This is a genomic window from Rhodoplanes sp. (assembly GCF_013377085.1).
In the GTDB taxonomy this organism is placed as follows: Bacteria; Pseudomonadota; Alphaproteobacteria; order Rhizobiales; family Xanthobacteraceae; genus Rhodoplanes.
The window spans coordinates 23,550-46,736 of sequence record NZ_JACAAX010000019.1 but is presented as its reverse complement, the minus strand read 5'-3'; the positions used below and the strand labels follow the sequence as shown (position 1 = coordinate 46,736).

Sequence of the window (23,187 nt, the reverse complement as noted above, 5' to 3'; positions counted from 1 at the left end):
CGGTGACGTGGGACCCGGTCAGCCGCCGGGATCCGCGACCGACGAGGCGCCGAGAACGGCCGGCATGGAGCCGACCGGCGCCTCTTGCTGCGAAGTCTGCAGACCTGTGCAATCCTCGAGGGGAGCAACGCGATGAGAGGGCTGAGCACGACCGCATCGACTCCAACGTCGTCGAACGATCGATCCGCCCGATCGCACTGAACCGCAAGAACGCGCTCTTCGCCGGTTCGGATGGGGGCGCCGAGCACAGGGCCGTCGTCGCTTCGCTGGTCGAGACCTGCAAGCTCGCCGGCGTCGATCCGCAGGTCTATCTCGCCGACGTCATCACCCGGATCGTCGACGGCCACCCGAACAGCCGCATCGACGACCTGCTGCCCTGGGCCTATGCGCCTCCACAAGCCCTCACAGACGTGGCCTGAAAGCGACGCTTACCCTTCTGTTGAGGTTCGTGAGGGCGGAGTGTGCCGATCATCGAGTTCTGAATCGGAGATCGGCTGGGGTCGACGCCTGCTGGTCGCTCGACTTCGTCCACGACCAGTTGGCCGGCGATCGCAGGTTCCGCATCCTCAACGTGGTCGACGACGTGACGCACGAATGCTTGGCTGCGATCCCCGACACCTCGAGCTCGGGCAAGCGCGTCGCCCGTGAACTGACGGTGCTGATCGGTGAGCGCGGCAAGCCGATGCAGAACGGCTACATCGAATCCGTCAACGGCCGCATGCGTGATGAACCGTTGAACGAGAGCCTGCTCTTCGGCCTCGACCATGCCGCCAGGCGATCGCCGCCTGGATCGCCGGTTACGACACGGCGAGGCCGCACTCCTTGCTCGCCTGCCAGACCCCGGCGGCCTACGCCGACCACCTCACCGCAACCGACCACCACGCTGCGCCACCTGAAAGCTCCGCGTGTCGGCCGGTTGCTCACCCCACGCCGCATGGCGTATTAAGGGCCGAGGCTCAAATCGCCGCTGGATGATTATTCAGGGGCAGGTCACCGTCGACCTGATGGCACCTCGAATAGTTGGCTGACCCGGCCCACCGCGCGAATCTCATCGCCGAGGAGTTGATTCTGCGGGGCGGGACGATGGGGGAGCCGGGGTTTGTCGACGCGGACAGGCGGCGGGCGGCGCTGTCGGAGAACGGCGATCCGCTGGAGGCGGTAGCCGCGCTGGTTCGGTGGGAGAGTTTTTGCGCCGACATCGAGGCAGTGGCGCTGACGCCGGAGGCGGAGAAGACGTTCCGGGTCGGGTGCAGGCCGTTCTGAGCCGATCGTCCACTTTGGCGGGATCGGGAGCCTGGTCGGAATGGTGCGGCACGCGGTTGGGCCGCACCTGCAGCGATGCCTGCGATCGGATGCGTCGTTGGTCAGTCGCGCCTGGATAGAAGAGGTCGTATGATGCTTGCGCCGACGAACGCATCTGCCGCTCGGCGGTCTCTGCAGACCACTTTCGGCGTACCGATCGGGCATTGCTGTCCTGATCGATCGGCGCCATGCGATTGACAAGGGTCAGGGAACTTCGGGCCTGCTCTGCTCCACGATGTCTTCCTGCCCGGCTGCACCACTTGCGGCGCACGCTTCCCATTACGAGGCTCCCATCTTGAAGAGCTCGACCTCCGAGCACGCGGCCCTGCTGAGGACGATCTTGACCCTTTGGGTCTCGGTCGTGGGCTTGGTGCTCAGCGGCGGAGAGATGCGCGCCGAGACGATCCGGGTCGGCGTGCTGGCGTTTCTCGGGGCCGAGCACAGCCTTGAGGAGTGGGGCCCCACCGCGCGGGCGATCGAGACCGGACTACCCGGCACGACGGTGCGACTCGTCCCTCTCGACCACGCCGGCCTCGATCGAGCGGTCGCTGGAGCCGAAATCGATTTCCTCATCACCAACCCGGGCCACTATGTCGAGCTCGAAAGCGCACAGGGGGTGAGCCGGATCGCCACTCTCGACTCCGGCGCGCCTGTCGCCTCGGCCGTACTGGTGCGCGCCGACCGCCGCGACCTCCGGACGCTCGCCGATCTCGCCGGTAAGCGGGTGGCGATCGTCGGCACCACGGCATTCGGCGGGTTCCAGGCGGCGTGGCGGGAGTTTGCCGCCGCCGGCCTCGATCCGTTCCGGGATTTTTCCGGCCTGGACAGCGTCGGCTTTCCGATGACCCGGGTGATCGACGCCGTAGTGGCGAACCGGGTCGACGCCGGAATCGTCCGCGGCTGCGTCAAGGAGCAGCGCGAGGCCGAAGGGGCGCTCGCCCCCGGTGCGCTGCGGGTGCTGGCGCCGATGCCGACCAGCGCCACGGCCTGCGCGCTGTCGAGCCGCGTCTATCCCGACTGGCCGTTCGCCAAGCTGCGGGGCACACCGACCGCCATGGCGAAGCGGGTGGCCACCGCGCTGCTCACCTTCGATCCGCCCGCCGGCGCTGCCGCCTGGACCGTGCCGCTCGACTATCAGCCCGTCCACGAGGCCTTCCGCGACCTCAAGATCGGGCCTTACGAGCCGCTTCGCCACATCAGCGCGCGCGACGTGCTGGCGCGCTACTGGCAGCTCCTGGCGGTGCTCGGCATCGCTCTCGGCGCCTGGGCCGTGCATGTGCTGCGGGTCGAGCGGCTGGTGCGCCGCCGCACCGCCGAGCTCGCCACCGTCAATGGCGATCTGCGCCACGAGATCGAGCGGCGCCGGCGCGTCGAGGAGCAGGAGGCGCTGCACCGCAAGGAGCTCGACCACGCGGCACGGCTCTCGATCCTCGGCGAGATGGCCGGCGGCATGGCACACGAGCTCAACCAGCCGCTCGCGGCGATCGCCAACTATGCCGACGGGTGTGAGCTGCGCCTGAAGGCGAGCCCGGTCGACACCACGGCGCTGATGCAGGGCACGCGCCTGATCCGCCAGCAGGCCGAGCGCGCCGCCCAGGTGATCCAGCGCATGCGTGCCTTCGTGCGCAAGCGGGAGCCGACACAGGCCGTCATCGATGCGGGCGAGGTGGTGGCCGAGGCCGTCGAGCTGTTCGAGGGGCTGGCGCGTCGCACCGGCGTGCGGATCGAGACCGTGGTGGTGCCGGCGCTGCCCGCCGTGATGGGCGACCGCATCCAGCTTCAGCAGGTGCTGCTCAACCTGTTGCAGAACGCGGTCGACGCGTCGGCGGGTCACGGTGCCGGACCGTGGACCGTGCGGGTCGAAGCGCGATCCGAGGAGGGCGGCGTCGCCATCACGGTGGCGGATCAGGGGGCGGGCATGACCGAGGAGGTGCGGGCGCGGCTGTTCGAGCCGTTCTTCACCACCAAGCCGGATGGGCTCGGCCTCGGGCTGGCGCTGTGCCACTCGATCGTCGAGGAGCATCGCGGGCGCCTGCAGGCGAGCCTCGGTGCCGGCGGCGGTACCGTGATGCGGCTGTGGCTGCCGCGCGCGACCGCGGCAGAAGGAGCGGCGGCATGAGCGGTATGACGAGCGGCGGGACGGGCGACGAGCCGATCGTCTACATCGTCGACGACGACGACGCGATGCGCCACTCGCTCGAATGGCTTCTGACGCCGCTCGGCCTCGCGGTGCGATCGTTCGCGTCGGCCGATGCGTTCCTGGCCGAGCACGATCCCGGTCGGACGGCCTGTCTGGTCACCGACGTGCGCATGCCCGGCATGAGCGGGCTCGAGCTGCACGAGGAGCTGGTGCGCCGCGGTGCCGTGCTGCCCGTGATCGTCATCTCGGGACACGGCGACGTGCCGATGGCGGTGCGGGCGATGCGCACCGGCGCTCTCGACTTCATCGAGAAGCCGCTCAACAACCAGCTTCTGATCGAGCGCATCCAGCAGGCCCTGCGGCTCGCCCATACGCGGCGAGAGGAGACGCGCGAGACCGACGCGATCCGGGCGCGCCTCGCCGCGCTCACGGCGCGCGAGCGCGAGGTGGCGCAGCTCGTTGCCGCCGGCAAGCAGAACAAGGCGATTGCGCACGTCCTCGGCATCAGCCTGAAGACCGTGGAAATCCACCGCCACAACGCGATGGAGAAGATGGCGGCGACCACCGGTGCCGACCTCGCCCGCATGCTGACGCTGGTCGGCGGGGTGGGGTAGGGGCGGCGCGGCTTAGGGGTTAACCCCTAACCGCCTGCGGGAAAGCTCCAAATGTTCGCGGATCAGCCTGCGGCGTAGGGTTCTGCCGCGCTGCGGGGGCGGCGCCTCGACGCTGTCACGCCTCCGCCGCGGGAGGAAGCCGGCATGCTCGACACCCGACGTGATTTCCTGCGCGCCATCGGCGTGGTGACGGTCGGGGCGGCGAGTGCCGCGCCGGCGAGCGCGGCGCCGGCCGCGGGCGCCCCGTCACCCGCGGCCGCCTCTCCGGCCGCAGCAGGCGACAAGCACCGCTTCGCCATGGTGGTCGATGTCGGCAAGTGCATCGGCTGTCAGGCCTGCACGGTGTCGTGCATCTACGAGAACGCGGTGCCGGAGGACTCTTTCCGCACCATCGTCTCGACCTACGAGGTCGAGGAGGCCGGCCGCGCCGCCATGGTGATGCTGCCTCGACTCTGCAATCACTGCACCGATGCGCCGTGCATCCCGGTCTGTCCGGTCGGAGCGACGTTTCAGCGCGCGGACGGAATCGTGGTCGTCGACGCGGACAAATGCGTCGGCTGCGCCTACTGCGTCCAGGCCTGTCCGTACGACGCGCGCTTCATCAATCACGTCACCCGGAAAGCCGACAAGTGCACGCTCTGCGCCCATCGGGTCGAGGCCGGCCTGCTGCCGGCCTGCGTCGAATCCTGCGTCGGCGGCGCCCGCATCTTCGGGGATCTCGAAGACCCGAAGAGCGCCGTCTCCAAGCTGGTCGCCAGGGGCGACGCCAAGGTCTTGAAGCCGGAGCTCGGCACCAGGCCGCATGTCTTCTATCTCGGCCTCGACGAGCGGCTCACCGGCAAGGTCGAGGGTGAGCCCACCTTGTGGCGCCCGAGCACGACGGAGCAGCACACATGAGCATCCTCGAGGTCGTCAACGTGTCGCGCGAGGTCACCTGGCTGCCCTGGGCCGTTCAGTACTTCTTCCTGATCGGCCTGTCGGTCGCCTGCTTCGTGATGTCGCTGCCGGGTTTCGTGCTCGACCGTCCGGCCCAGCGCGGCTTCGCCCGCCTGGCGCTGATCGGGGCGCTCGCCTGCGCCCTGGTGGCGCCGGTGGCGCTGCTCGCCGACCTGCACCAGCCGGGCCGGTTCTGGCGCTTCTACGCGCATCCCAACCTGGGCTCGTGGATGGCCTGGGGGGCCTTCTTCATCCCGGCCTATGTGGGCGGCCTGCTCGTCTATGCCTGGGCGGCGCTGAAGCCGGACTTTTATGCCGCGGGTGCGCAGGGCGGCGCTGATCCGCTCAGCCGGCTGCAACGGACGATCGCCTTCGGCCCGCGTCCGGTGCCGCGCCTGACCAAGCTGCTCGGCGCCTGGACCTTGGCCTTCGCCTTGCTGATCCTGCTCTACACCGGCATGGAGACCATGGTCGTGCGGGCGCGGCCGCTGTGGAACACGCCGTTCCTGCCGCTCCAGTTCGCCGCGACGGCGTTCAGCGGCGCTGCCGGGTTGGTGCTGCTGATCGGCCGCTTGTCGGGTGAGACCGACGAGGCGGCCGACGGCCTCGCGGCGCGCTGGATGATGGTCGGTCTCGTCACCACCATCGTGCTCGGCCTCGCCTGGTTCGCCATCGGGGCCCTCGGGCTCGACGCGACCCATGCGCAGGCGCTGGCGAGCGTCGCCGACCATCGCGCCTGGCAGGTCACGGCGATCTGGGCCGCGGCTGCGACCGTGCTTCCGCTGGCGCTGCTGTGGGCGCGGCCGGCCGGCTGGTCCTGGATCGCCGGTCTGCTCGGCCTGCACGCCGCCTGGATGTTCCGCTGGACCGTGCTCATCGGCGGCCAGACCGTGCCGAAGACCGGCGCCGGGCTCTACGTCTACGAGCTTCCGCTCGGCCACGACGGGCTGCTCGGCATCGCCGGTACGCTCGGCCTGTGGGCCTTCTGCTTCGTCGTTCTCACCATCGTGGTGCCGCCCGTGCGTGCCGCCGATCGCGGCACCACGCTCGCGCACGCCTAGGAGGCCGCCATGGACCGCAGAACCCTGCTGAAATCGGGCGTCGCCGTCGGCGGGCTCGCGACCTTCGCGGTCGGCTATGCCGACACGGGCCGCAAGGTGGTCGACGGCGTCGTCGACTCGCTCGCTCCCAAGGCCGCGGCCGCCAACATTCACGGCGCGTCGCTCCTGCCCGAATACACGGTCGATCCGGCGACCGGCGCGCTGGCGCCGAACGCCGGCCAGCAGGTCAGCTACACCATGTGCATGGGCTGCACGACCTATTGCGGCGTGCGGGTGCGCGTCGACAAGGCGAGCGGCCGGGTCGTGCGGGTCGCCGGCAATCCGTTCCATCCGCTCTCGACCGATCCGGCGCTGCCGCCCGAGACCTCGATCCGCGACAGCTTCGTCGCACTGTCGCGGCAGGGCGAGCAGGGCCTGCGCGACCGCTCGACCGCCTGCGGCCGCGGCGCCGCCATGCTGGCCCAGATGGAGAGTCCGTTCCGCATCACCACCCCGCTCAAGCGCGTCGGCCCGCGCGGCGGCGCCAAGTGGCAGCCGATCCCGTTCGAGCAGCTCCTCGCCGAGGTGATCGAAGGCGGCAACCTGTTCGGCGAAGGTCATGTCGACGGGCTGCGCGCCATCCACAGCACCGCCCCGATCGATCCGGCGCGGCCCGACCTCGGGCCGAAGCAGAACCAGCTCGCCTTCCTGTCCTCGACCAACGAAGGCCGCGAAAATTTCGCCAAGCGGTTCGTGCAGCAGGCGTTCGGCTCGATCAACTTCGTCGGTCACGGCGCCTATTGCGGCGGCTCCTACCGGTCCGGCTCCGGTGCCGTGTTCGGCGACGTCAAGCAGATGCCGCACGCCAAGCCGGATTTCGCCAATGCCGAGTTCGTCATCTTCTGCGGCACGGCGCCCGCCAATGCCGGCAATCCGTTCAAGCGGCAGGGCTGGCAGCTCGCGCGCGGACGAACCGACGGCAAGCTCGACTATGTCGTGGTCGATCCGGTCCTCGGCCATTCGGACTCGATGGCGGCGCGCCACCGCGGCCGCTGGATTCCCATCCGGCCGTCGACCGACGGCGCCTTCGCCATGGCGATGATCCGCTGGATCATCGAGAACCGGCGCTACGACGAAAAATTCCTCGCCCAGCCGAACGCCAAGGCGGCGACCGCCGCCGGCGAGCCGTCGTGGTCGAACGCCACCCATCTGGTGATCGCCGAATCGAACCATCCGCGCGAGGGCTTCTTCCTGCGCGCCTCCGATCTCGGCCTTCCCATCGAGGGCGACAAGTACACCGACAAGGACGCGTTCGTGGTGGTCGAGCCCGGCAGCGGCGCGCTGGTCGCGCACGATGGGCCCGTCGGACCGGCGACGCTGCTGGTCGACGCCTCCTTCGCGGTCGGCGACAAGACTCTTCGGCTGCGCTCGTCCTTCGATCTGCTGCGCGAGAGTGCCGACCGCCATACGATCGCCGACTACGCGGCGGAATGCGGCATCCCGGCCGAGGTGATCGAGGGACTGGCAAGAGAGTTCAGCAGCCACGGCAAGAAGGCGGCGGTGAACAGCCATGGCGGCACCATGGCGGGCAACGGCTTCTACAACGCCTTCGCGCTGGTGACGCTCAACACGCTGATCGGCAATCTCAACGCCAAAGGCGGCACCATGGCGTCGGGCGGCGCCTTCCCGGCCGAAGGTCCCGGGCCGCGCTACAATCTCGCCAGCTTCGACGGCGCCGTTACGCCGAAGGGCACGCCGCTGTCGCGCAATGTGCCCTATGAGCGCTCCGGCGAGTTCAAGATCAAGAAGGACGCGGGTAAGCCGTATCCGGCGGCGCAGCCCTGGTACCCGGCGGCCCCGCAGCTCGGCACCGAATGGTTTTCGGCGGCGCTCTCCGGCTATCCGTATGCGCTCAAGGCGCTGATCCTGTGGAACACCAATCCGATCTACGGGATCCCGGGCCTGCGGGCGCAGGTCGACGCGCCCCTGAAGGATCCGAAGCGTCTGCCGTTGATCATCGCGATCGATCCGTTCATCAACGAGACGGTCGCGTACGCCGACTACATAGTGCCCGACTCGCTCTTGTACGAGAGCTGGGGCTTCGCCTCGCCCTGGCACGGCGTGCCGACCCGCGTCTCGACGGCGCGCTGGCCCGTCGTCGAGCCACCGCTCGCGAAGACCAAGGACGGCGAGCAGGTCGGCCTGGAAAGCTTCTTCATCGCCTGCGCCAAGGCGCTCGGTCTGCCAGGGTTCGGCGCCAACGCCATGAAGGACGCGGCCGGCACGCCGCTGGCGCTCGACCGTGGCACCGACTGGTATCTTCGCGCCGCCGCGAATGTCGCGTTCGCCGGACAGAAGCCGGTGGCCGACGCGAGCGACGACGACATGGCCCTCACCGGGGTCGACCGCCTCGTCCCACTGCTGCAGGCGACGTTGAAGGACGAGGAGTGGCGCAAGGCCGCGCATGTGTTTACGCGCGGCGGTCGGTACCAGCCGGTGAACCAGGCCTATCAGGGCGACCAGATGGCGCAGAAGTTCCCGCGCGCCCTGCAGGTCTACAACGAGCAGGTCGGCACCGCCCGCAGCGCCGTCACGGGCCAGCGCTTCGTCGGTGTGCCGCAATGGACCGCACCAGCTTTTTCGGACGGCTCGGCGATGCGCCAACATTTTTCGACGGCCGAGTGGCCGATGCTGCTGTGCTCACAGAAATCCGTGCTGCTGAACAGCTACTCGATCGGGCTGGACCGGCTGCGCGGTATCCATGTCGACAACCCGGTGGCGCTGCATGTCGACGATGCGGCTGTCCTCGGCATCCGCAACGGCGACCACGTGCGCATTTCTACGCCCGGCGGCAGCGTGGTCGGCACCGCGTTGGTGCGCCATGGCGTGATGAAGGGCGTGATCGCGATCGAGCACGGCTACGGCCACAAGGAACTCGGCGCGCGCCCGCATACGATCGGCGCGACGACGCAGCCGGTGAAGCCGGCGCTCGCCGCCGGGATTTGCCTCAACGATCTCGGCCTCGGTGATCCGACCCGCAAGGAGCCGGCCGTGTGGCTCGATCCGGTGGTCGGCACCGCCGTGCGGCAGGGATTGCCGGCTCGTATCGCACGGGCCTGATCCTGGCACGGGCCGGCTGCGAGCGTCGAGCCGCAGCTCGCCGACGGCCTTGTTATGGTTTGTCAAGGCTGACGCATTCGTAGCCCCGCATGCTTGTCCGGCTCGGCCCCCGAGGGCCGCAGAGGCGTGGCACGCGTGGATCTGATCACGATCATCGAAACCTTGGGCGATGGCCCCGTGCTGGCGCTCGGCGGCGTCGCCGTCGGGGCGGCCTTCGGGTTCGCGGCGCAAAGGAGCCGCTTCTGCCTGCGCGCCGCGTCGATCGAGTTCTTTCACGGCCATGTCGGCCAGAAGGTCGCGATCTGGCTGATGGCCTTCGCCACCGCGGTGGTGTGGACGCAAGCCTTCATCCTGCTCGGCCGGCCGGATGTCTCCGAGGCGCGGCAGCTCGCCCAGCGCGGCAGCCTGTCGGGCGCCGTCATCGGCGGCTTGATTTTCAGCGCCGGCATGATCATGACGCGCGGCTGCGCCAGCCGCCTGCTGGGCTGTCGGCGAGCGTGGCCATCGCTCTCGCCGAGACCATGCTGTCATGCTTGCGATTGGCTCGGAGCCGGCAGGCCCAGGAGACGCAAAAGCGACTCTCAGACCTGTGCTTGGTGCCAGCACCAGGGGCGATCTGACCGATCTCCAGCGGGCCGTCATCGCCGACATGAACAGCGGCAGATCCTCGGTGTCTTGGAGCGGCGCCCCGCGTTCTCGCAAGAAGCTTAACCCGTAAGGTCAAAATATTGAATGCTGAACGAATCGTCCAGCGTTCAGTATTTTGACCTTACGGGATCGGGTGAGATCGGGGGATCAGATGAGGAGCGTGAGTGCGCCGGAGAGCAGGCACCCAACGATAAAGAAGGCCCAGTCGCCTTTGTTGAACCCCAGAAGCCGACCGTCGCCGACGATGTTCATTGGATCATTCCGCGTCTGCCAAGACCAATGGCGGGGTTCCTACCACGGCGGGAGTTCGCAGGCTGTAACACGCCGGCCACTCCCGCGGATATTCGTCGAGAAGGCTAACGGGGAACGACGTGCGGAGACTGATCGGGCGCGTGGTGGGGCCGGCGAATGCGCGGCGGCTCGCCGGCAGCATGGCCACCGGGGCGTCTCGCTGGTCGCCCGGCCGACGAGGCCCCTGAGCAGACATAATTGCCCGCGCTCTGACTCTCGTGAACGCGGCGCCACAATGCCGCCCCCCGATGCGCCGAGAGTGCCGCCGAATCGGGACTCTGTCCCCCGGCAAGCATCGTAGGCGATCGATCCTCATGGGGACACGAGCGGTGATGGACCATAAACAGCCTGCCGGGTTCTCGTGGGATTACGACCGCGGCGAGATCATCGCCGATGGCGTGATCCACGCGATCGGTATGTGCTTCGGCTTGATTGGAGCCGTTATTATCGTCGCCCTCGTCGCGACCCGCTCAACGGAAAGCATCGTGGTCGCGGCCGTTTTGGCCTACGCCACCGCTCTTGCAGCGATGCTCGGGATCTCCGGCATATACAACATGTGGCCGGTCTCTCCCACGAAGTGGATTCTCCGCCGCTTCGACCACTCCGCTATCTACTTGTTGATAGCCGGAACCTACACGCCGTTCATCACGCAGCTGAAGGACAGCGTAACCTCGGGCGGTCTGCTTGCCGGCGTTTGGCTGACGGCAGGCGTGGGCATCCTGCTGAAACTCGCCCTGCCGGGCCGGTTCGATCGCGTGTCGGTTGTACTCTACCTGCTTCTCGGTTGGAGCGGCGTGACGGTGTGGTCTTTCATCGCATCGCTCCCATACTCGATTTTCTGGCTTCTCGCCGCGGGTGGCGTGCTGTACTCGATCGGTGTCATCTTTCACGGTTGGCGGAGCCTGCGTTTCCAGAACGCGATTTGGCACGCCTTTGTGCTTGTTGGCGCGGCTTGTCACTATGTGGCGGTTCTGCAGTTCGCGGCGTTTGCGCAAACATGACCGACGTCACTGGACTGTCGTGGTCGCCGTGTCGGTACCGACGCGGAACGGTGGCGGACCGGGCGTGAACGATGCCACATCCCGGTCCAGCACTTTCGTAAGCCTTACGGCGCAGCCGCCGCCTTCAGCTTCGACAGGGCGCGAATCCGCACGCGCACGCTGGCCGGCTTTGCAGCACCCTTGACCATCTCGCCAGTGGCCGGATTGCGGACCAGCGTGCCCGCCTTGCGCGCCGGCACCTTGCGGAGGTTCACCTTCAGCAGGCCCGGGAGGACGAACTCACCGACCCCGCGGGGGTGCACAGAGCCCAGGAACAGGCTCTCCAAGCTCGCATAGATCGAGGCCGCGGTCTTGCGCGGAAGCTCGTGCTGTTCGGCGAGGTAGTTGATCAGCGCCGATTTCGTCATGGTCTCCTTGACCGGACGGATGGCTGCAGCTTCGGGCTTGCTGGCTTTGGTCTTCGTTGCGGGCTTCCTGGTCTTCGCCTTGGCCATCTAGGTTCTCCGTTCGAGATTGCTTCCGGACCGGCTCTACAGTCCAGGACGTGAGGCGCTGTGCTACCGGTGGCGGGATAGATTCGCAATCGCGATAGAGCCGATACAACCGCCTTTTCCTGAGATTGCGATGCGGTGGATGGGAGCGGCTGGGGTGCCCCGCTCGACGGGTTCGCTGGTCCCCAGTGTCCCCCGGTTCCAGCCCGGGATGTCGTCCACGAGTTTGCCGGCAGACGAAGAGGCGTCCATTTCGCGCGGGGCGGCTCTGTTCGTCGGGCTGACGGGCGAGGACCGTGTCACGGAAATGGGACGGTACCGCGCGCCGGGGGCGACGGAAACGGGAGGGGACGGACGTCACGGAAATGGGATGGGGGGCGTGCCGAGGGAGCGGGCTGGCGGGTGGCAGGCGGGTCAGAAAATCACGGGCGAGGAAAGTCCTTGCGCAATCCCGCTCGATCGAGCAGCCTGCGGCGTTCGTTAGCAAGGCTCTGGAGATCTCCTCAAATGGCGACCGGAACGGTAAAGTGGTTCAACGCGACGAAGGGCTACGGCTTCATCCAACCGCAAGGCGGTGGACAGGACGTGTTCGTTCATATCTCGGCAGTTGAGCGGGCTGGGCTCAGCTCGCTCAACGAAGGCCAGAACGTCGAGTATGAAATCGTCAGCAACCGCGGAAAATCCTCGGCGGAGAACCTAAAGGTCAAGTGACCGCGTTCCGGCGCTCCGCCGGGCAAACAATGGTAACTCTTGTAAAGTCGGATTCCACAGGCGACGGTCTTCGCGCAGTCGAGGAATGGTATCTGACGGTTCGCTGTACCAACGCTGGGTGCCTGCGGCTCATCGCGTTTCAAAAGGCGGTCTGCCAAGGCAATGAATCAAACCGACGGCTCGCCATCACGGGCGAGCCGTCGGTCGATTGTCCCTATTGCCGGACTCGGGTGCACTTCAGCGTCGACCAGATCGAGCGGCGGAAGGTGATGCTTTCGCAGCTATAGAGTTAAGCGCCGGGTTCATTGGGAAGGACGGGCCGGACGGATTGCTTCTCAGGTCCCGGCACGTGATCGTCTCCGATGAGCGTGACTTCTCGGAGGTCGGTTCCGTCTTCCGCTGGCTATCTCGTCAGGCCAATGAAGAACTGCGCGCGATCCGGCGCTATACCGCCGGGGAATACGAGTGGCCCGTCTGCTCGGTAGCCGGTCGCGCTCGGCAGCAGGCAGGGGCAGAACGCCCCGGAGGAAAACGCGGCTCGAATCAACATCGTTCACACGACTGAATATATAACGCTACGCGGCGGAAATTCCGTTTTCGGCCGAGCCGATGTAGTGGAATCGGTCGGTGAGGATGGATCGGAGCTCGGCGGCGTGGTGGTCGAGCCGTTGGAAGAAGTCGTGGAAGGCTTGCTCGAACAGGGCGAACTTCGCATAGGCCCTGTTGAACAGAACCTTCCGCTTCATGAAATGCCAGAACCGCTCGATCAGGTTGAGATTCGGGGCGTAGCTCGGCAGATAGACCGGCACGATGCGACAGCCCGGTTTCTCCAGATAGGTGCGCAGCTCGCGGGACCGGTTGTAGCGGGCATTGTCGATGACGACCGAGATCCGCTTCGCCTGCGGATGGAGCGCCTGCAGGTCGTCGTAGAGGCGGATCATCGCGGCGCTGGTGATCAGCTCCTCCTGGCGATGGACCAGGGTGCGGTCCGGCCAGAGGAGCGCGCCATTGATGTTGATCCGGCTGCGGCCGTGGTTGGACTTCAGCTCGACGGTGCGGCCCCGCCGGATCCAGCCGTGCGCCGGGCGCCCCGTGTAGGAGGGGTGCGTCGCATCGACGAAATAGAGCGGTGCCGCAGGCCCCGCCGCGTCCATCAGCGTCTCCGCGACGAAGCGCCGCTGCACCGCCGCGTCCGCCTTGGCCGGCACGCTCTTCGGCTTCTTGAACACGAACCCCAGCCGCTTCAGGAGCTTCGACAGGGCATTCGGACCGTAATGGACACCGAACCGGCGCGCCACGAAGGCGCACACCTCGCGCGCCGTCTGCGGCACTTCTCGGTCGACGAACGCTTCCAGGGCGGCGATCTGATCACGGCGCAACGGGCCGCTCGCGCCCTGATAGGCCAGCCGCTCCACCCCGACCCGGCCTTGCGTCTCGTACAGAGCGCGATGCTCCCGCACCGTGCCTTCATCGATGAACAACGCCTCGCAGATCCGGCCGACCGACCACCCGTCATCCAACAGCAGCAGCACGTTCATGCGCCGATGAACGGCACTGTTCGTCTGCCGACGCATCATCGCCAGAAAGCGGGCCCGATCGACCGCCTATCAGCTGAAGGCCGCCCGCTTTCCGGCCTATCGGGACCTCAGCGGCTTCGACTTTGCCAGCAGCAAGGTCGACGAGGCTCTGGTTCGTCAACTCCATCGCTGCGAGTTCCTGCAAGACGCTCACAACGTCGTCCTGGTCGGAGGTCCCGGGACGGGAAAGACGCACATCGCCACGGCGCTCGGCGTCCAGGCTGTCGAGCAACACCACAAGCGGGTCCGCTTCTTCTCCACCATCGAACTCGTCAATGCTCTCGAACTGGAAAAGACTCGAGGAAAGGCCGGACAGATCGCCGGCCGGCTCGTCCACTCCGATCTCGTCATCCTCGACAAACTCGGATATCTGCCGTTCAGTGCTTCAGGCGGCGCGTTGCTCTTCCACCTGCTCAGCAAGCTCTATGAGCGGACCAGCGTCGTCATCACCACCAATCTCGGCTTCAGCGAATGGGCCACGGTCTTCGGCGACGCCAAGATGACCACCGCGCTGCTCGACCGCCTCACCCACCACTGCCACATCCTCGAAACCGGAAACGACAGCTTCCGCTTCAAGAGCAGCTCGGCGAAGGCCGCAAAACCGACAAAGGAAAAGCCTCGGAACTTGACGGCCACCTGACCCCGCAACCATCATCAAGCCGGGTCAGTTCTCGGTGGAAAGCCGGGGTCAGCTCTCGCCGGAAAACAACAGGACGGTCGGCTCGCGCCTGGACAACAAGGCCGAGGACGCGATCGTCGTGGTGATGCAGCGTCTCCATGCCGAAGACCTCGCCGGGCTCCTGCTCGACCGGGGCGGCTGGGATCATCGCTGCATCCCGGCCATCGCCGAGACCGACCCGATCCTGCCGATCGGGGCGGGACGGGTTCACCATCGCAAGACCGGGGACATCCTCGATCCGGTCCGGGAGCCGCGGCACGTGCTCGACCAGATCAAGGAGGACCTGGGGTCTCGCACCTTCGAAGCCCAGTACCAACAACAGCCGATCCCCGACCAGGGCGGGCTCGTGACTTGGTCGTGGTTCCAGACCTACGATGGCCAGCCCCAGCGCGGACAGTACGACACCATGGTCGTGAGCTGGGACATCGCGATGAAGGATCACGAGGTCAACGACGACTCGGTCGGCATCGTGGCGATGGTCCGGGGAGCCCGGCAGGTCGACATCCTGGACGTCATCCGCGTCCGGCTCGACTTCCCGGCGTTTCGCAAGCGGATCGTCGAGGAGGCCCGTCGTCACAACGCCACGACGCTGATCGAGGCGGCAGGCTCTGGCATCCCGCTGATCCAAGACCTGTACGGGCAGATCCCGATCATCCAGCGTCAGCCGCTGGGCGACAAGGTCGTTCGCCTGCAGGCCGTCACTCCGATGATCGAAGCCGGGTAGATCTTCCTTCTGGCCCGCGCACCCTGGCTCGATGCCTTCCGTCGCGAGCTCCTCTCGTTCCCCGGCGGCCGCTATGACGACCACGTTGATGCCCTTTCCCAGCTCCTCGGCTGGGTCCGCGAGCGCAACATCAGCCGGAACTTGCAAACACGGTATCGGACGACGCGGGGCTAGAGGGGAACCGGCTCGGAGGCTTACCCGTGCGCCGCAGCTCCTCTCATCATCGCCGAGAACCTCATCGAGCTGGACAAGACCCAGCTCGCCTCCGATCGCACCAGTTGGTGAGCGCGCTCGCCAAGTAGGTTCGTGGTCTCCACTCTGCCGCCCATCGCCTTGGTCCTCGCCGTGGGTGCCTCGACTCCGAGGCCTCACGAATTGGCCGCAGCGGAGTTCAACCCCATCCGGCTCGGGTTGTTCAAGATCGGGGCCGGTCATGTCCCCGGTGTTGGTGTTAGCAGGGCGGTTGTGGCGCCGCTCGCGAGCGCGCCCCCCATAGCGCCGTAGCGAGCGGCGTCGAAAGGGGTCATCGACGGTCCGCCGGTGGGGTTGGGTTGCGACACGCAACGCAACCGAGGAACCACCGAAGATCGACGATAGAAAGGACCTGCACGCTCTCGTGGAGAAGGCCCCCGACGCCGAGGTGCTGCGGGAGATGATCGGCTTCGCCGCCCAGTGGCTGATGGAGCTGGAGATCGAGAGCCGGACCCGCGCGGCCTATGGCGAGAAGAGCGCCGAGCGGCTCGCCCAGCGCAACCGGTACCGAGACCGCGACCGGCAGACCCGGGCCGGCGCGGTCGAGCTGCGTGTCCCCAAGCTGCGCAAGGGAAGCCACTTCTCCGGCCTCCTCGACCCGCACCGGATGGCCGAGAACGCCCTCACGGCGTCGAGACGGGCCATCCGTAGAGCTCCTTACAGCGGTTCGATGTTTGGCAGCTTGACACAACAATGAACGCGATCAATTATGATCATGTTCATATAGGTCCCGCCTGGGCTGCAGAGTACGAACAGCCGATGCGGTCTTGTCAGAAGGATCGACGCGAGTTCCCGGGCTCGACACTTCCGCGCGCGCCGGAACGCCGGAACGGCACGCGGACCGTGCGCAGGGCATCGTCTTGCGGGCGGGGGTTGCTGCGACGACGGCGCCTCGTGCCGAGGCGCGGCCTGCGAGTCGTCGATCACGATGACTGACCACCTCGATGACGACATGCGGGCAGGACGCCACCTCGATCAGGAGCTAGCGGCTATGGAAGACCCCAAACAGAGATTGACCCGAAGTGTTTCGACGGCCGAGCTGGAGCGCCGCTGGAAGGCCGTCCGCGAGAAGATGATCGAGAAGAAGATCGATTACCTCGTGATGCAAAATTCCGAAGAATACATGGGCGGCACCATTCGATGGTTCACCGACCTGACGGCGCGGCATCAGTTCCCGATGACCGTCATCTTCCCGGTCGACGACGAGATGACGACGATCGTCTGTGGATCAGAGCCGCCGAACGACAATTGGCCGCCTCCCTACGCGGCGCGCGGGATCAAGAAGAAGCTGGGCAACGTCTATTTCTCGACGCTCCCCTACACCAGCACCTACGACGCGGAGCTGGCGGTGGGCGTGCTGAAGGAGCGGCCGCGCCCGACCATCGGATGGGTCGAGCGTTCCACGATCCCGGTCACGTTCTTCGAGCACGTCGTCCAGAACCTGCCCGGTGCCAGGTTCGTGGACGCGACAGACTGGCTCGACGAGATCCGCGTTCCCAAGAGCGCCGAGGAGATCGAGCTCGTCAAATGTGCGGCCTCGCTGCAGGACGCTTGTCTCGAAGAGCTCAAGACGATCATCCAACCGGGCAAGCGCGACATCGACGTCTACGCCGAGGCGCACTGCTTTCTCAGCAAGCACGGCAGCGAGCGAGGTCTCGTCCAGGTCGGATCCGGTCCGCTCGGCACCATCGTGCCGTTCGACGTTCCCCGATTCCAGAACCGGGTGATCCGGGAAGGCGACCAGGTCACGGTGCTGATCGAGGTCAATGGACCCGGCGGCTACTACACGGAAGTGATGCGTGCCTACACGGTCGGCAAGGAGCCTCCTCAGGTTCTCAAGGACACGCTCGCAGCCGGGCTCGAGGCGCAGGACATGACGGTCGCCGCGCTCGTCCCGGGAGCCGATCCGGCGGATCTGTGGAACAGGTTCAAGGACTACTGCATCAAGAACGGATACTTCCCGCCCGTGCGCTCGTTCGGACACGGACAGGGCCAGTCCCTGGTGGATCGTCCGATGCTGCGACCGGACGAGCTGTGGAAGATCCAACCGAACACCAACATCGCCGTCCATCCGGTGATGGTGCGGCCCGGCGCCTTCTGCCCGTGTTGCGACAATTACCTCACGACGACGGGTGCCCCCATCCGACTCCACCAGTTCCCGAGACAGATCGTCGTTCTGTGAAACGGCGATCGGCGCCCCGGAGGGCGAAGGCGAACAGCCCACCCCCGGGACGCGCTGCCAATGAGGAGACAGTGATGAGCGACTGGAAGATCGTCGGGAAGCCCGCCCTGATACTGCTGCACATGCAACATGCGATCTGCGACCCGGAAGGACGGGTCGCGCATGTCGGCCACGCCAAGGCGACCCACGAATCGGGGATCCTTCCCAAGCAGCAGGCGCTTCTCGGGGCGTTCCGCGAGCGCAAGCTGCCCGTCATCTACGTGAATGCGGTCACGGATCCGACCAAGGCCGGCAGCGCCCCGGTTCTCGGGCGCTTCTGGTCCACCGTGACGAGCGGCGTCAACATGCCGAACTCGAAGGACATCGAGGTCATCAAGGAGGTGGCGCCCGCCCGCGGCGAGCCCGTCATCGGCAACTTCCCCTTCAGCATGTTCGCCAACAACGATCTCGACCAGGTTCTGAAGGATCTGGGCGTGCGGACCCTCGTGCTGGCCGGCGTGGCGACCGACATGGTGGTGCTCGCCTCGGTCTGGCAGGCGTCGGACCTCTACTACAACCTGGTGGTTCCCTCGGACGCGTCCTCGGGCGCCGACAAGGCGAGCTGCGACGCGGCCCTGCGGATGATCAACAACATCGCCATGGTCTGCCCGACGGCGGACGTCATCTCGCGCCTCGACGCTCGCTGACGTCGGACGGCGTCATATCGGACGCGCCGCCGTGGCGGAGGTCTCCGCCCGAGCGCGTGGATCAACTCATCAACGGAGACAGGACATGGGACAGAGACTGAAGGACAAGGTCGCGATCATCACGGGCGGCGGCAGCGGCATCGGCAAGGCGATCGCCAAGTCCTACGTGAGCGAGGGCGCGAAGGTGGTGCTCGCGGCACGCAACAAGGCCAATCTGGCGGCGACCGTGCAGGAGCTCACCGCCATGGGCGGCGTCGCCAAGGCCATCGAGTGCGACGTCACCAAGGAGCAGGCGATCATCGACATGGTGGCCGAGGCCGTGAAGACCTTCGGCCGCATCGACATCCTGGTGAACAACAGCGGCATCGGCGGTCCGACCGCGAACGTGGTCGACCTGACGCTCGACGGCTGGAACGAGATCCTGGCCGTCGATCTGACCGGAAGCATGCTGTGCGCCCGCGAGTCGCTGAAGCACATGATCGCGGCCAAGAGCGGCGTGATCATCAACATCGGCGCAGAAGGCGGTCGTACCGGCGACGGGCGGTCCGGCTATCCCATGCGGGCCGGATACTGCTGCGCCAAGATGGGCGTGATCGGTCTGACGGAGACGTTGGCCCAGGAGGTCGGCGAGTACAACATTCGCGTCAATTGCCTCAGCGCAGCGGCCGTGAAGGGCGAGCGCTTCCTCAAGGTGATGGACGGTCGCGCGAAGGCGTCGGGCAGCTCCATCGACGAGACGATCAGGCGGGAAATGAAGAACTACTCGCTCCTGCGCCCGGCCGAGGAATCGGAGCTGGGAAGCGTCTGCGTCTTCCTGGCGTCCGACGAGTCCTCGGCCATCACCGGCCAGACGATCATCGCGCACTGCGGACAGCACATTTCATTCCGCTGACGGCGCCGGAGGTCTGCGGGCGAATGCTCCGCGACGGAGCGTTCGCCCGACAGACTCCGGAGCGGAGAGCCGTTCCGGCGATACGAAGCGAACGCAGTCGGGCAGGGGGGCGAGGCCCGCCGGTGAGGCACTGTCGGGTACCGCGAAACGCGTGCCCCCGGCCGACCTACCTCTCGGACCCCGCAGGCCCGGCGGCATGAACGCCGGGCATGATCCGAGTTTCGTGATGCTTGGTTCGGCCTGATTTCGCAGCATGCCGCTCCTGGCGGCTCCGACACATGCGCAAAGGAGAATTCCGTGACCGCGACGACGATACAGCCTGGTGCGCCCAAAGTGCGTGGCTCCGATCCGGACCTGCAGGCACGCTATTTCCACATCGCCGACGACGCTCCCCTCGATTCGATCAGCGGCGAGCGCCCGAGGACGCTGCACTACGGTGTGGGTGGCCGGTGGAAGGCATCGAAGTCGACCAGGACGATGCCCTGCCACGATCCTTCGACCGGGGCCGTGATCGCGCGGGCGCCGCAGTGCACGGCGGAGGAGGTCGAGGAGGCGATCGACGCCGCCGTCAAGGCGTTTCCGGCCTGGCGCGACACGCCAGTGACGGTGCGGGCCCAGGTCATGTTCAGGATGAAGGCGCTGCTCGACGAGCATCTGGACGAATTGACGCGCCTGTGCGCCCAGGAGAACGGCAAGAAGTGGGACGAGGCGAAGGGCGATATCCTCAAGGTCATCGAGGTTGTCGAGTTCGCCTGTGGGGCGCCCCAGATGATGAAGGGCGAGTCGCTCTTCAATGTCTCGTCCGGCTACGACACCGTCCAGTTTCGCGAGCCGATGGGCGTCTTCGCCGGCATCGCGCCGTGGAACTTCCCGGCCATGATCCCGCAGGGGTGGATGGTTCCGATCTGCGTCGTGACCGGGAACTGCATGGTCCTGAAGGCGGCGAGCTACGCGCCGCAATGCGCGCTGCGCATCACCGAGTTGTGGAAGGAGGCAGGCCTGCCGGACGGCGTGCTCAACATCGTCACCACGAGCCGTAACGAGGCCGAGATCTTCCTGCGGCATCCGGCCATCAAGGGAGTCAGCTTCGTCGGCTCGACCCAGGTCGGCCTGCACGTCTATGCGACGGCGGCGTCGAACGGAAAACGGGTGCAGGCGCTGACCGAGGCCAAGAACCACGCGTTGGTGCTGTCGGATGCCGTCCTCGAGCGCACCGCTCAGGGCATCATCAACTCGTTCTGCGGCTGCGCCGGTGAGCGCTGCATGGCACTGCCGGTGGTGGTGGTGGAGAACAAGATTGCCGACGCCCTGGTCGAAATGATTGTTTCGCTCGCGAAGGGCATGAAGCTCGGCGCCGCTTACGACAAGGCCTCGGATCTCGGCCCGGTGGTGAACGAAGGCCACAAGAGCTTCGTGCTCGGATGGATCGACACCGCCATCAAGGAAGGAGCGAAGCTCGTGCTGGATGGTCGCAACCCGAAGGTTGCCGAGGGCTGCGACAAGGGCTTCTTCATCGGTCCGACCATTTTCGACCACGTGACCGAGGATATGACCTGCGGGCGTGAAGAGATCTTCGGGCCGGTCCTGTGCATCAAGCGGGTCGACAGCTTCGAAGAGGGGCTGAAGGTCATGAACGCGAACCGCTTCGCCAATGGCTCGGTGATCTACACCGAAAGCGGGCACTACGCCCGCGAGTTCGCCTACCGGACCGACGGTGGCATGGTCGGCGTCAACGTCGGCATTCCCGTGCCGCTCGGCGTCTTCGGCTTCACCGGCCACAAGCAGTCCTTCTTCGGCGACTTGCACTGCATGGGCCGTGACGGCTTCATCTTCTACACCGAGACCAAGAACGTCACGACCACGTGGTTTACCGGCAAGGCCGTGCCCGCCAAGGTTTCGACCTGGGACGGCACCATGACGCGCGGCTGACCGGCACGGTGCCGGGAGACTGACGCATGATCGTCGGCCTGGTGGGGCGGGACGTCCGGCCCCACCAGATCGGCCAAACGGGCTCGTCGATCCGAGGCGGCTCTTTCCGCGTAGGTCTGGATGTTGGCGTGCTGAACGTGCATCTGCGCAGCAGCCGTTTCGCGCCGGTCGTCGCGTGCGGAGATCGACATCAAGATCATTCGCCGAGCCATGACCGTTCTCGATGCGCTCCAAGACGCGCCACAGGGCCTGAGTCTCGGCGCGATCGCGTCGCACACGTCGCTCGCGCGGTCCACGGTGCAACGACTCGTCGCCGCGCTCGAAAGAGAGCGGTTGGTCGTGCCCGTGGGGTCCGGAACGGGTGTGAGGCTCGGGCCGGGATGGCTGCACCTGGCAGCCTCGATGCCCGCTGCCATTCCGGCGAATGCGAGAGAGGTCCTGGTCGCGCTTTCGGAGGAGCTTCAGGAGACTGTCGTGGTCGCCATGGTATGCGGTCGTCGTCTGCTCGTCGTCGATCAGATCCCGGGCAATCAACGTCTACAAGTCGTTTCCTCGATAGGAGAGAGTCTCCCACTCTGCTGCACAGCGAACGGCAAGGCTTATCTGGCCGAACTCCCCGATGCCGCGGTGAACAGTTGCATAGGGTCGGCATTCGAGCGGCGTGACCGACGGACGGTGAAGCCCTTGGCGGCGCTGCTCGATGAACTGACGGCTGTTCGCAGAACCGGCTTCGCGCTGGATCGGGAGGAGAACACGATCGGCGTTTGCGCCGTCGGGATCGCTCTTCCGCTGCCCCGCGGCGGCTATGCGACCATCTCGGTTCCGGTCCCGGCCGCACGTGTGTCGAGATTGAAGAACCCAATTTCAGGGAGTCTGCTCGAAGCAAAGCAATTTCTGATCGCCAGCCTCGGTCGGGCAGGAGTTGAATAGGGCGGCCCGGCTCGTCGTATCTCGCCCGGAGACGCCGATATGCGGCGCTTGAAATCCTTGTGCCGCGCAGGCCGTGCGGCCTGCCCCTATCTGGTGCTGCGTACCGCCCGCGGCACCTTGCGCGGCGGGGTCTTGTCGGTCGCGGCAGCGGGCGGACGGCCCACAGACAGGGCCTCGGCGGTCGGATCGAGTCCGCGAATCACGACTTTCAGGGCCCGCTGCAAGTGATCCATTCCTTCGCGCAGGCAGAGGTCATCCTGCGAGATCCACCGACGAAGTTCCACCTGATAGATACAGAACAGAGTCCAGCCGACGAACTGCGGGGTGTCTCCGGGCGATACCGTGTTCCGGTCGATCGCCGCCTGCACGGCTTTCCCGAGCAGTCTGATGAGCGCTTCCCGGGTCTCCTGGAAGGGGCGAGCCTGTGCGCCGGCCTCGTAGAACGCCATCTCGCGCAGAACGAGCCGCGACAGAGCCGGCTGGCGACAGAAAAACTCGTAATGGTGCCGGAAGATGTTGAGCAGGTTCTCGAGCAGTGGGGCCGTCGGATCGAGGCAGGCGTGCGCCCGCTCCTCCACGCCTTCCAACCCGTCGTTCGCGATCAAGAAGAGAAGATCGCGCTTGTTCGCAGCGTAAATGAAGACGGTTCCCAAGCCCACGTCCGCCGCGGCCGCAATCTCCCTGGTGGTGGTGTCGTCGAAGCCCTTCCGCGTGAAGAGCTCCATTGCCGCTTCTTTGATGCGACGCAATTTCTCGATCTTGTTGCGCTCGCGTCGCCCTGGTGCAGGCGCCGCGGTCGGCGTCGTATGGTCGGTACCGCGCTTCGCGCTCATTTCGTCCACATCCGTAACATTCCCGATCCAGGACCCACATCTCTCTGCTTGACATAAGCATGAACGCGTTCAAACATGAGCATGTTCAATAAATGCCTCCCCGACAAGTCCTTATTCACGTGAACAGGCGTGAATTCGCGTCGAGATGAAACCAAGGCCGAAATCGAACCAACGCTGACACGCCCGGAACGGGTGGGCAATGATGCAAG

18 protein-coding genes and 4 pseudogenes are annotated in these 23,187 nt (G+C 66.3%); 19 read left to right on the top strand and 3 right to left on the bottom strand.

Translation table 11 applies throughout. The features are described from left to right. Positions 1–155: 155 nt before the first annotated feature. The 10 genes and pseudogenes from HXX10_RS14810 to HXX10_RS14765 all read left to right on the top strand — a co-directional run. A pseudogene (locus tag HXX10_RS14810) lies at positions 156–419 on the top strand (transposase domain-containing protein); the annotation flags it as partial. 92 nt (positions 420–511) lie between these two features. Then, positions 512–975 (top strand): annotated as a pseudogene (locus HXX10_RS14805) (integrase core domain-containing protein); the annotation flags it as partial. A gap of 45 nt (positions 976–1,020) precedes the next feature. Then, positions 1,021–1,263, top strand: coding sequence for a hypothetical protein (locus HXX10_RS14800; RefSeq protein ID WP_296523349.1), 243 nt, complete (start codon positions 1,021–1,023; stop codon positions 1,261–1,263). 334 nt (positions 1,264–1,597) lie between these two features. Further along, entirely contained in the window at positions 1,598–3,421 is a 1,824-nt protein-coding gene (locus HXX10_RS14795) for a PhnD/SsuA/transferrin family substrate-binding protein (protein ID WP_296523347.1), read from the top strand. After that, complete coding sequence (locus HXX10_RS14790) at positions 3,418–4,056, top strand: response regulator (RefSeq protein WP_296523345.1); 639 nt, start codon at positions 3,418–3,420, stop codon at positions 4,054–4,056. Before HXX10_RS14795 ends, HXX10_RS14790 begins: the two co-directional genes overlap by 4 nt. 144 nt (positions 4,057–4,200) lie before the next feature. After that, positions 4,201–4,953, top strand: a complete 753-nt coding sequence (gene dsrO, locus HXX10_RS14785; RefSeq protein WP_296523343.1) for a sulfate reduction electron transfer complex DsrMKJOP subunit DsrO — start codon at positions 4,201–4,203, stop codon at positions 4,951–4,953. After that, on the top strand, positions 4,950–6,053 hold the full coding sequence (nrfD, locus tag HXX10_RS14780) for an NrfD/PsrC family molybdoenzyme membrane anchor subunit (RefSeq protein WP_296523342.1): 1,104 nt from the start codon (positions 4,950–4,952) through the stop codon (positions 6,051–6,053). Before dsrO ends, nrfD begins: the two co-directional genes overlap by 4 nt. A gap of 9 nt (positions 6,054–6,062) precedes the next feature. Beyond that, complete coding sequence (locus HXX10_RS14775; protein WP_296523341.1) at positions 6,063–9,152, top strand: molybdopterin dinucleotide binding domain-containing protein; 3,090 nt, start codon at positions 6,063–6,065, stop codon at positions 9,150–9,152. Between the two features lie 135 nt (positions 9,153–9,287). Continuing rightward, positions 9,288–9,863, top strand: coding sequence for a YeeE/YedE thiosulfate transporter family protein (locus HXX10_RS28980; protein WP_367141981.1), 576 nt, complete (start codon positions 9,288–9,290; stop codon positions 9,861–9,863). Positions 9,864–10,423: 560 nt separating this feature from the next. Further along, a complete protein-coding gene (locus HXX10_RS14765) occupies positions 10,424–11,092 on the top strand; it encodes a hemolysin III family protein (protein ID WP_296523339.1) in 669 nt (222 codons plus the stop codon). Positions 11,093–11,196: 104 nt separating this feature from the next. Here HXX10_RS14765 and HXX10_RS14760 read toward each other — a convergent pair whose 3' ends face one another. After that, entirely contained in the window at positions 11,197–11,586 is a 390-nt protein-coding gene (locus tag HXX10_RS14760) for an HU family DNA-binding protein (RefSeq protein WP_296523337.1), read from the bottom strand. A gap of 504 nt (positions 11,587–12,090) precedes the next feature. On the opposite strand from HXX10_RS14760, the gene HXX10_RS14755 reads away from it, so the two are divergent. Further along, complete coding sequence (locus HXX10_RS14755; RefSeq protein ID WP_296523336.1) at positions 12,091–12,294, top strand: cold-shock protein; 204 nt, start codon at positions 12,091–12,093, stop codon at positions 12,292–12,294. 575 nt (positions 12,295–12,869) lie between these two features. Here HXX10_RS14755 and HXX10_RS14750 read toward each other — a convergent pair. Then, entirely contained in the window at positions 12,870–13,832 is a 963-nt protein-coding gene (locus HXX10_RS14750; protein ID WP_296523334.1) for an IS630 family transposase, read from the bottom strand. A gap of 55 nt (positions 13,833–13,887) precedes the next feature. Between HXX10_RS14750 and istB the strand changes: the two are divergent. The 8 genes and pseudogenes from istB to HXX10_RS14710 all read left to right on the top strand — a co-directional run. Next, positions 13,888–14,511, top strand: a pseudogene (gene istB / locus HXX10_RS14745) (IS21-like element helper ATPase IstB); the annotation flags it as partial. Positions 14,512–14,629: 118 nt separating this feature from the next. Continuing rightward, entirely contained in the window at positions 14,630–15,274 is a 645-nt protein-coding gene (locus tag HXX10_RS14740) for a hypothetical protein (protein ID WP_296523332.1), read from the top strand. A gap of 586 nt (positions 15,275–15,860) precedes the next feature. Next, a pseudogene (locus HXX10_RS14735) lies at positions 15,861–16,157 on the top strand (transposase); the annotation flags it as partial. A 360-nt stretch (positions 16,158–16,517) separates the two neighbouring features. Next, positions 16,518–17,708 carry a Xaa-Pro peptidase family protein gene (locus HXX10_RS14730; protein ID WP_296523330.1) on the top strand — a complete coding sequence of 397 codons (1,191 nt, stop codon included), beginning with the start codon at positions 16,518–16,520 and terminating at the stop codon, positions 17,706–17,708. Positions 17,709–17,782: 74 nt separating this feature from the next. Continuing rightward, positions 17,783–18,394 (top strand): isochorismatase family cysteine hydrolase, encoded by a 612-nt coding sequence (locus HXX10_RS14725; RefSeq protein WP_296523328.1) that lies wholly within the window; start codon positions 17,783–17,785, stop codon positions 18,392–18,394. A gap of 85 nt (positions 18,395–18,479) precedes the next feature. Next, positions 18,480–19,286: an SDR family NAD(P)-dependent oxidoreductase gene (locus HXX10_RS14720; protein WP_296523326.1), complete on the top strand. Its 807-nt coding sequence runs from the start codon at positions 18,480–18,482 to the stop codon at positions 19,284–19,286. Positions 19,287–19,583: 297 nt separating this feature from the next. After that, complete coding sequence (locus HXX10_RS14715; protein ID WP_296523324.1) at positions 19,584–21,215, top strand: CoA-acylating methylmalonate-semialdehyde dehydrogenase; 1,632 nt, start codon at positions 19,584–19,586, stop codon at positions 21,213–21,215. A 210-nt stretch (positions 21,216–21,425) separates the two neighbouring features. Further along, positions 21,426–22,145, top strand: a complete 720-nt coding sequence (locus HXX10_RS14710) for an IclR family transcriptional regulator (RefSeq protein ID WP_296523322.1) — start codon at positions 21,426–21,428, stop codon at positions 22,143–22,145. A gap of 86 nt (positions 22,146–22,231) precedes the next feature. Here HXX10_RS14710 and HXX10_RS14705 read toward each other — a convergent pair whose 3' ends face one another. Continuing rightward, the gene (locus HXX10_RS14705; protein ID WP_296523320.1) at positions 22,232–22,978 is read right to left on the bottom strand and encodes a TetR/AcrR family transcriptional regulator; all 747 of its coding nucleotides are present in this window, start codon (positions 22,976–22,978) and stop codon (positions 22,232–22,234) included. Positions 22,979–23,187 lie beyond the last annotated feature (209 nt).

Coding starts and splice junctions, on each gene's coding strand:
- HXX10_RS14790 (WP_296523345.1), top strand. CDS start 3,418: ATGAGCGGTATGACGAGCGGCGGGACGGGCGACGAGCCGATCGTCTAC.
- dsrO (WP_296523343.1), top strand. CDS start 4,201: ATGCTCGACACCCGACGTGATTTCCTGCGCGCCATCGGCGTGGTGACG.
- nrfD (WP_296523342.1), top strand. CDS start 4,950: ATGAGCATCCTCGAGGTCGTCAACGTGTCGCGCGAGGTCACCTGGCTG.
- HXX10_RS14775 (WP_296523341.1), top strand. CDS start 6,063: ATGGACCGCAGAACCCTGCTGAAATCGGGCGTCGCCGTCGGCGGGCTC.
- HXX10_RS14765 (WP_296523339.1), top strand. CDS start 10,424: ATGGACCATAAACAGCCTGCCGGGTTCTCGTGGGATTACGACCGCGGC.
- HXX10_RS14760 (WP_296523337.1), bottom strand. CDS start 11,586: ATGGCCAAGGCGAAGACCAGGAAGCCCGCAACGAAGACCAAAGCCAGC.
- HXX10_RS14755 (WP_296523336.1), top strand. CDS start 12,091: ATGGCGACCGGAACGGTAAAGTGGTTCAACGCGACGAAGGGCTACGGC.
- HXX10_RS14750 (WP_296523334.1), bottom strand. CDS start 13,832: ATGAACGTGCTGCTGCTGTTGGATGACGGGTGGTCGGTCGGCCGGATC.
- HXX10_RS14730 (WP_296523330.1), top strand. CDS start 16,518: ATGGAAGACCCCAAACAGAGATTGACCCGAAGTGTTTCGACGGCCGAG.
- HXX10_RS14725 (WP_296523328.1), top strand. CDS start 17,783: ATGAGCGACTGGAAGATCGTCGGGAAGCCCGCCCTGATACTGCTGCAC.
- HXX10_RS14720 (WP_296523326.1), top strand. CDS start 18,480: ATGGGACAGAGACTGAAGGACAAGGTCGCGATCATCACGGGCGGCGGC.
- HXX10_RS14710 (WP_296523322.1), top strand. CDS start 21,426: ATGACCGTTCTCGATGCGCTCCAAGACGCGCCACAGGGCCTGAGTCTC.
- HXX10_RS14705 (WP_296523320.1), bottom strand. CDS start 22,978: ATGAGCGCGAAGCGCGGTACCGACCATACGACGCCGACCGCGGCGCCT.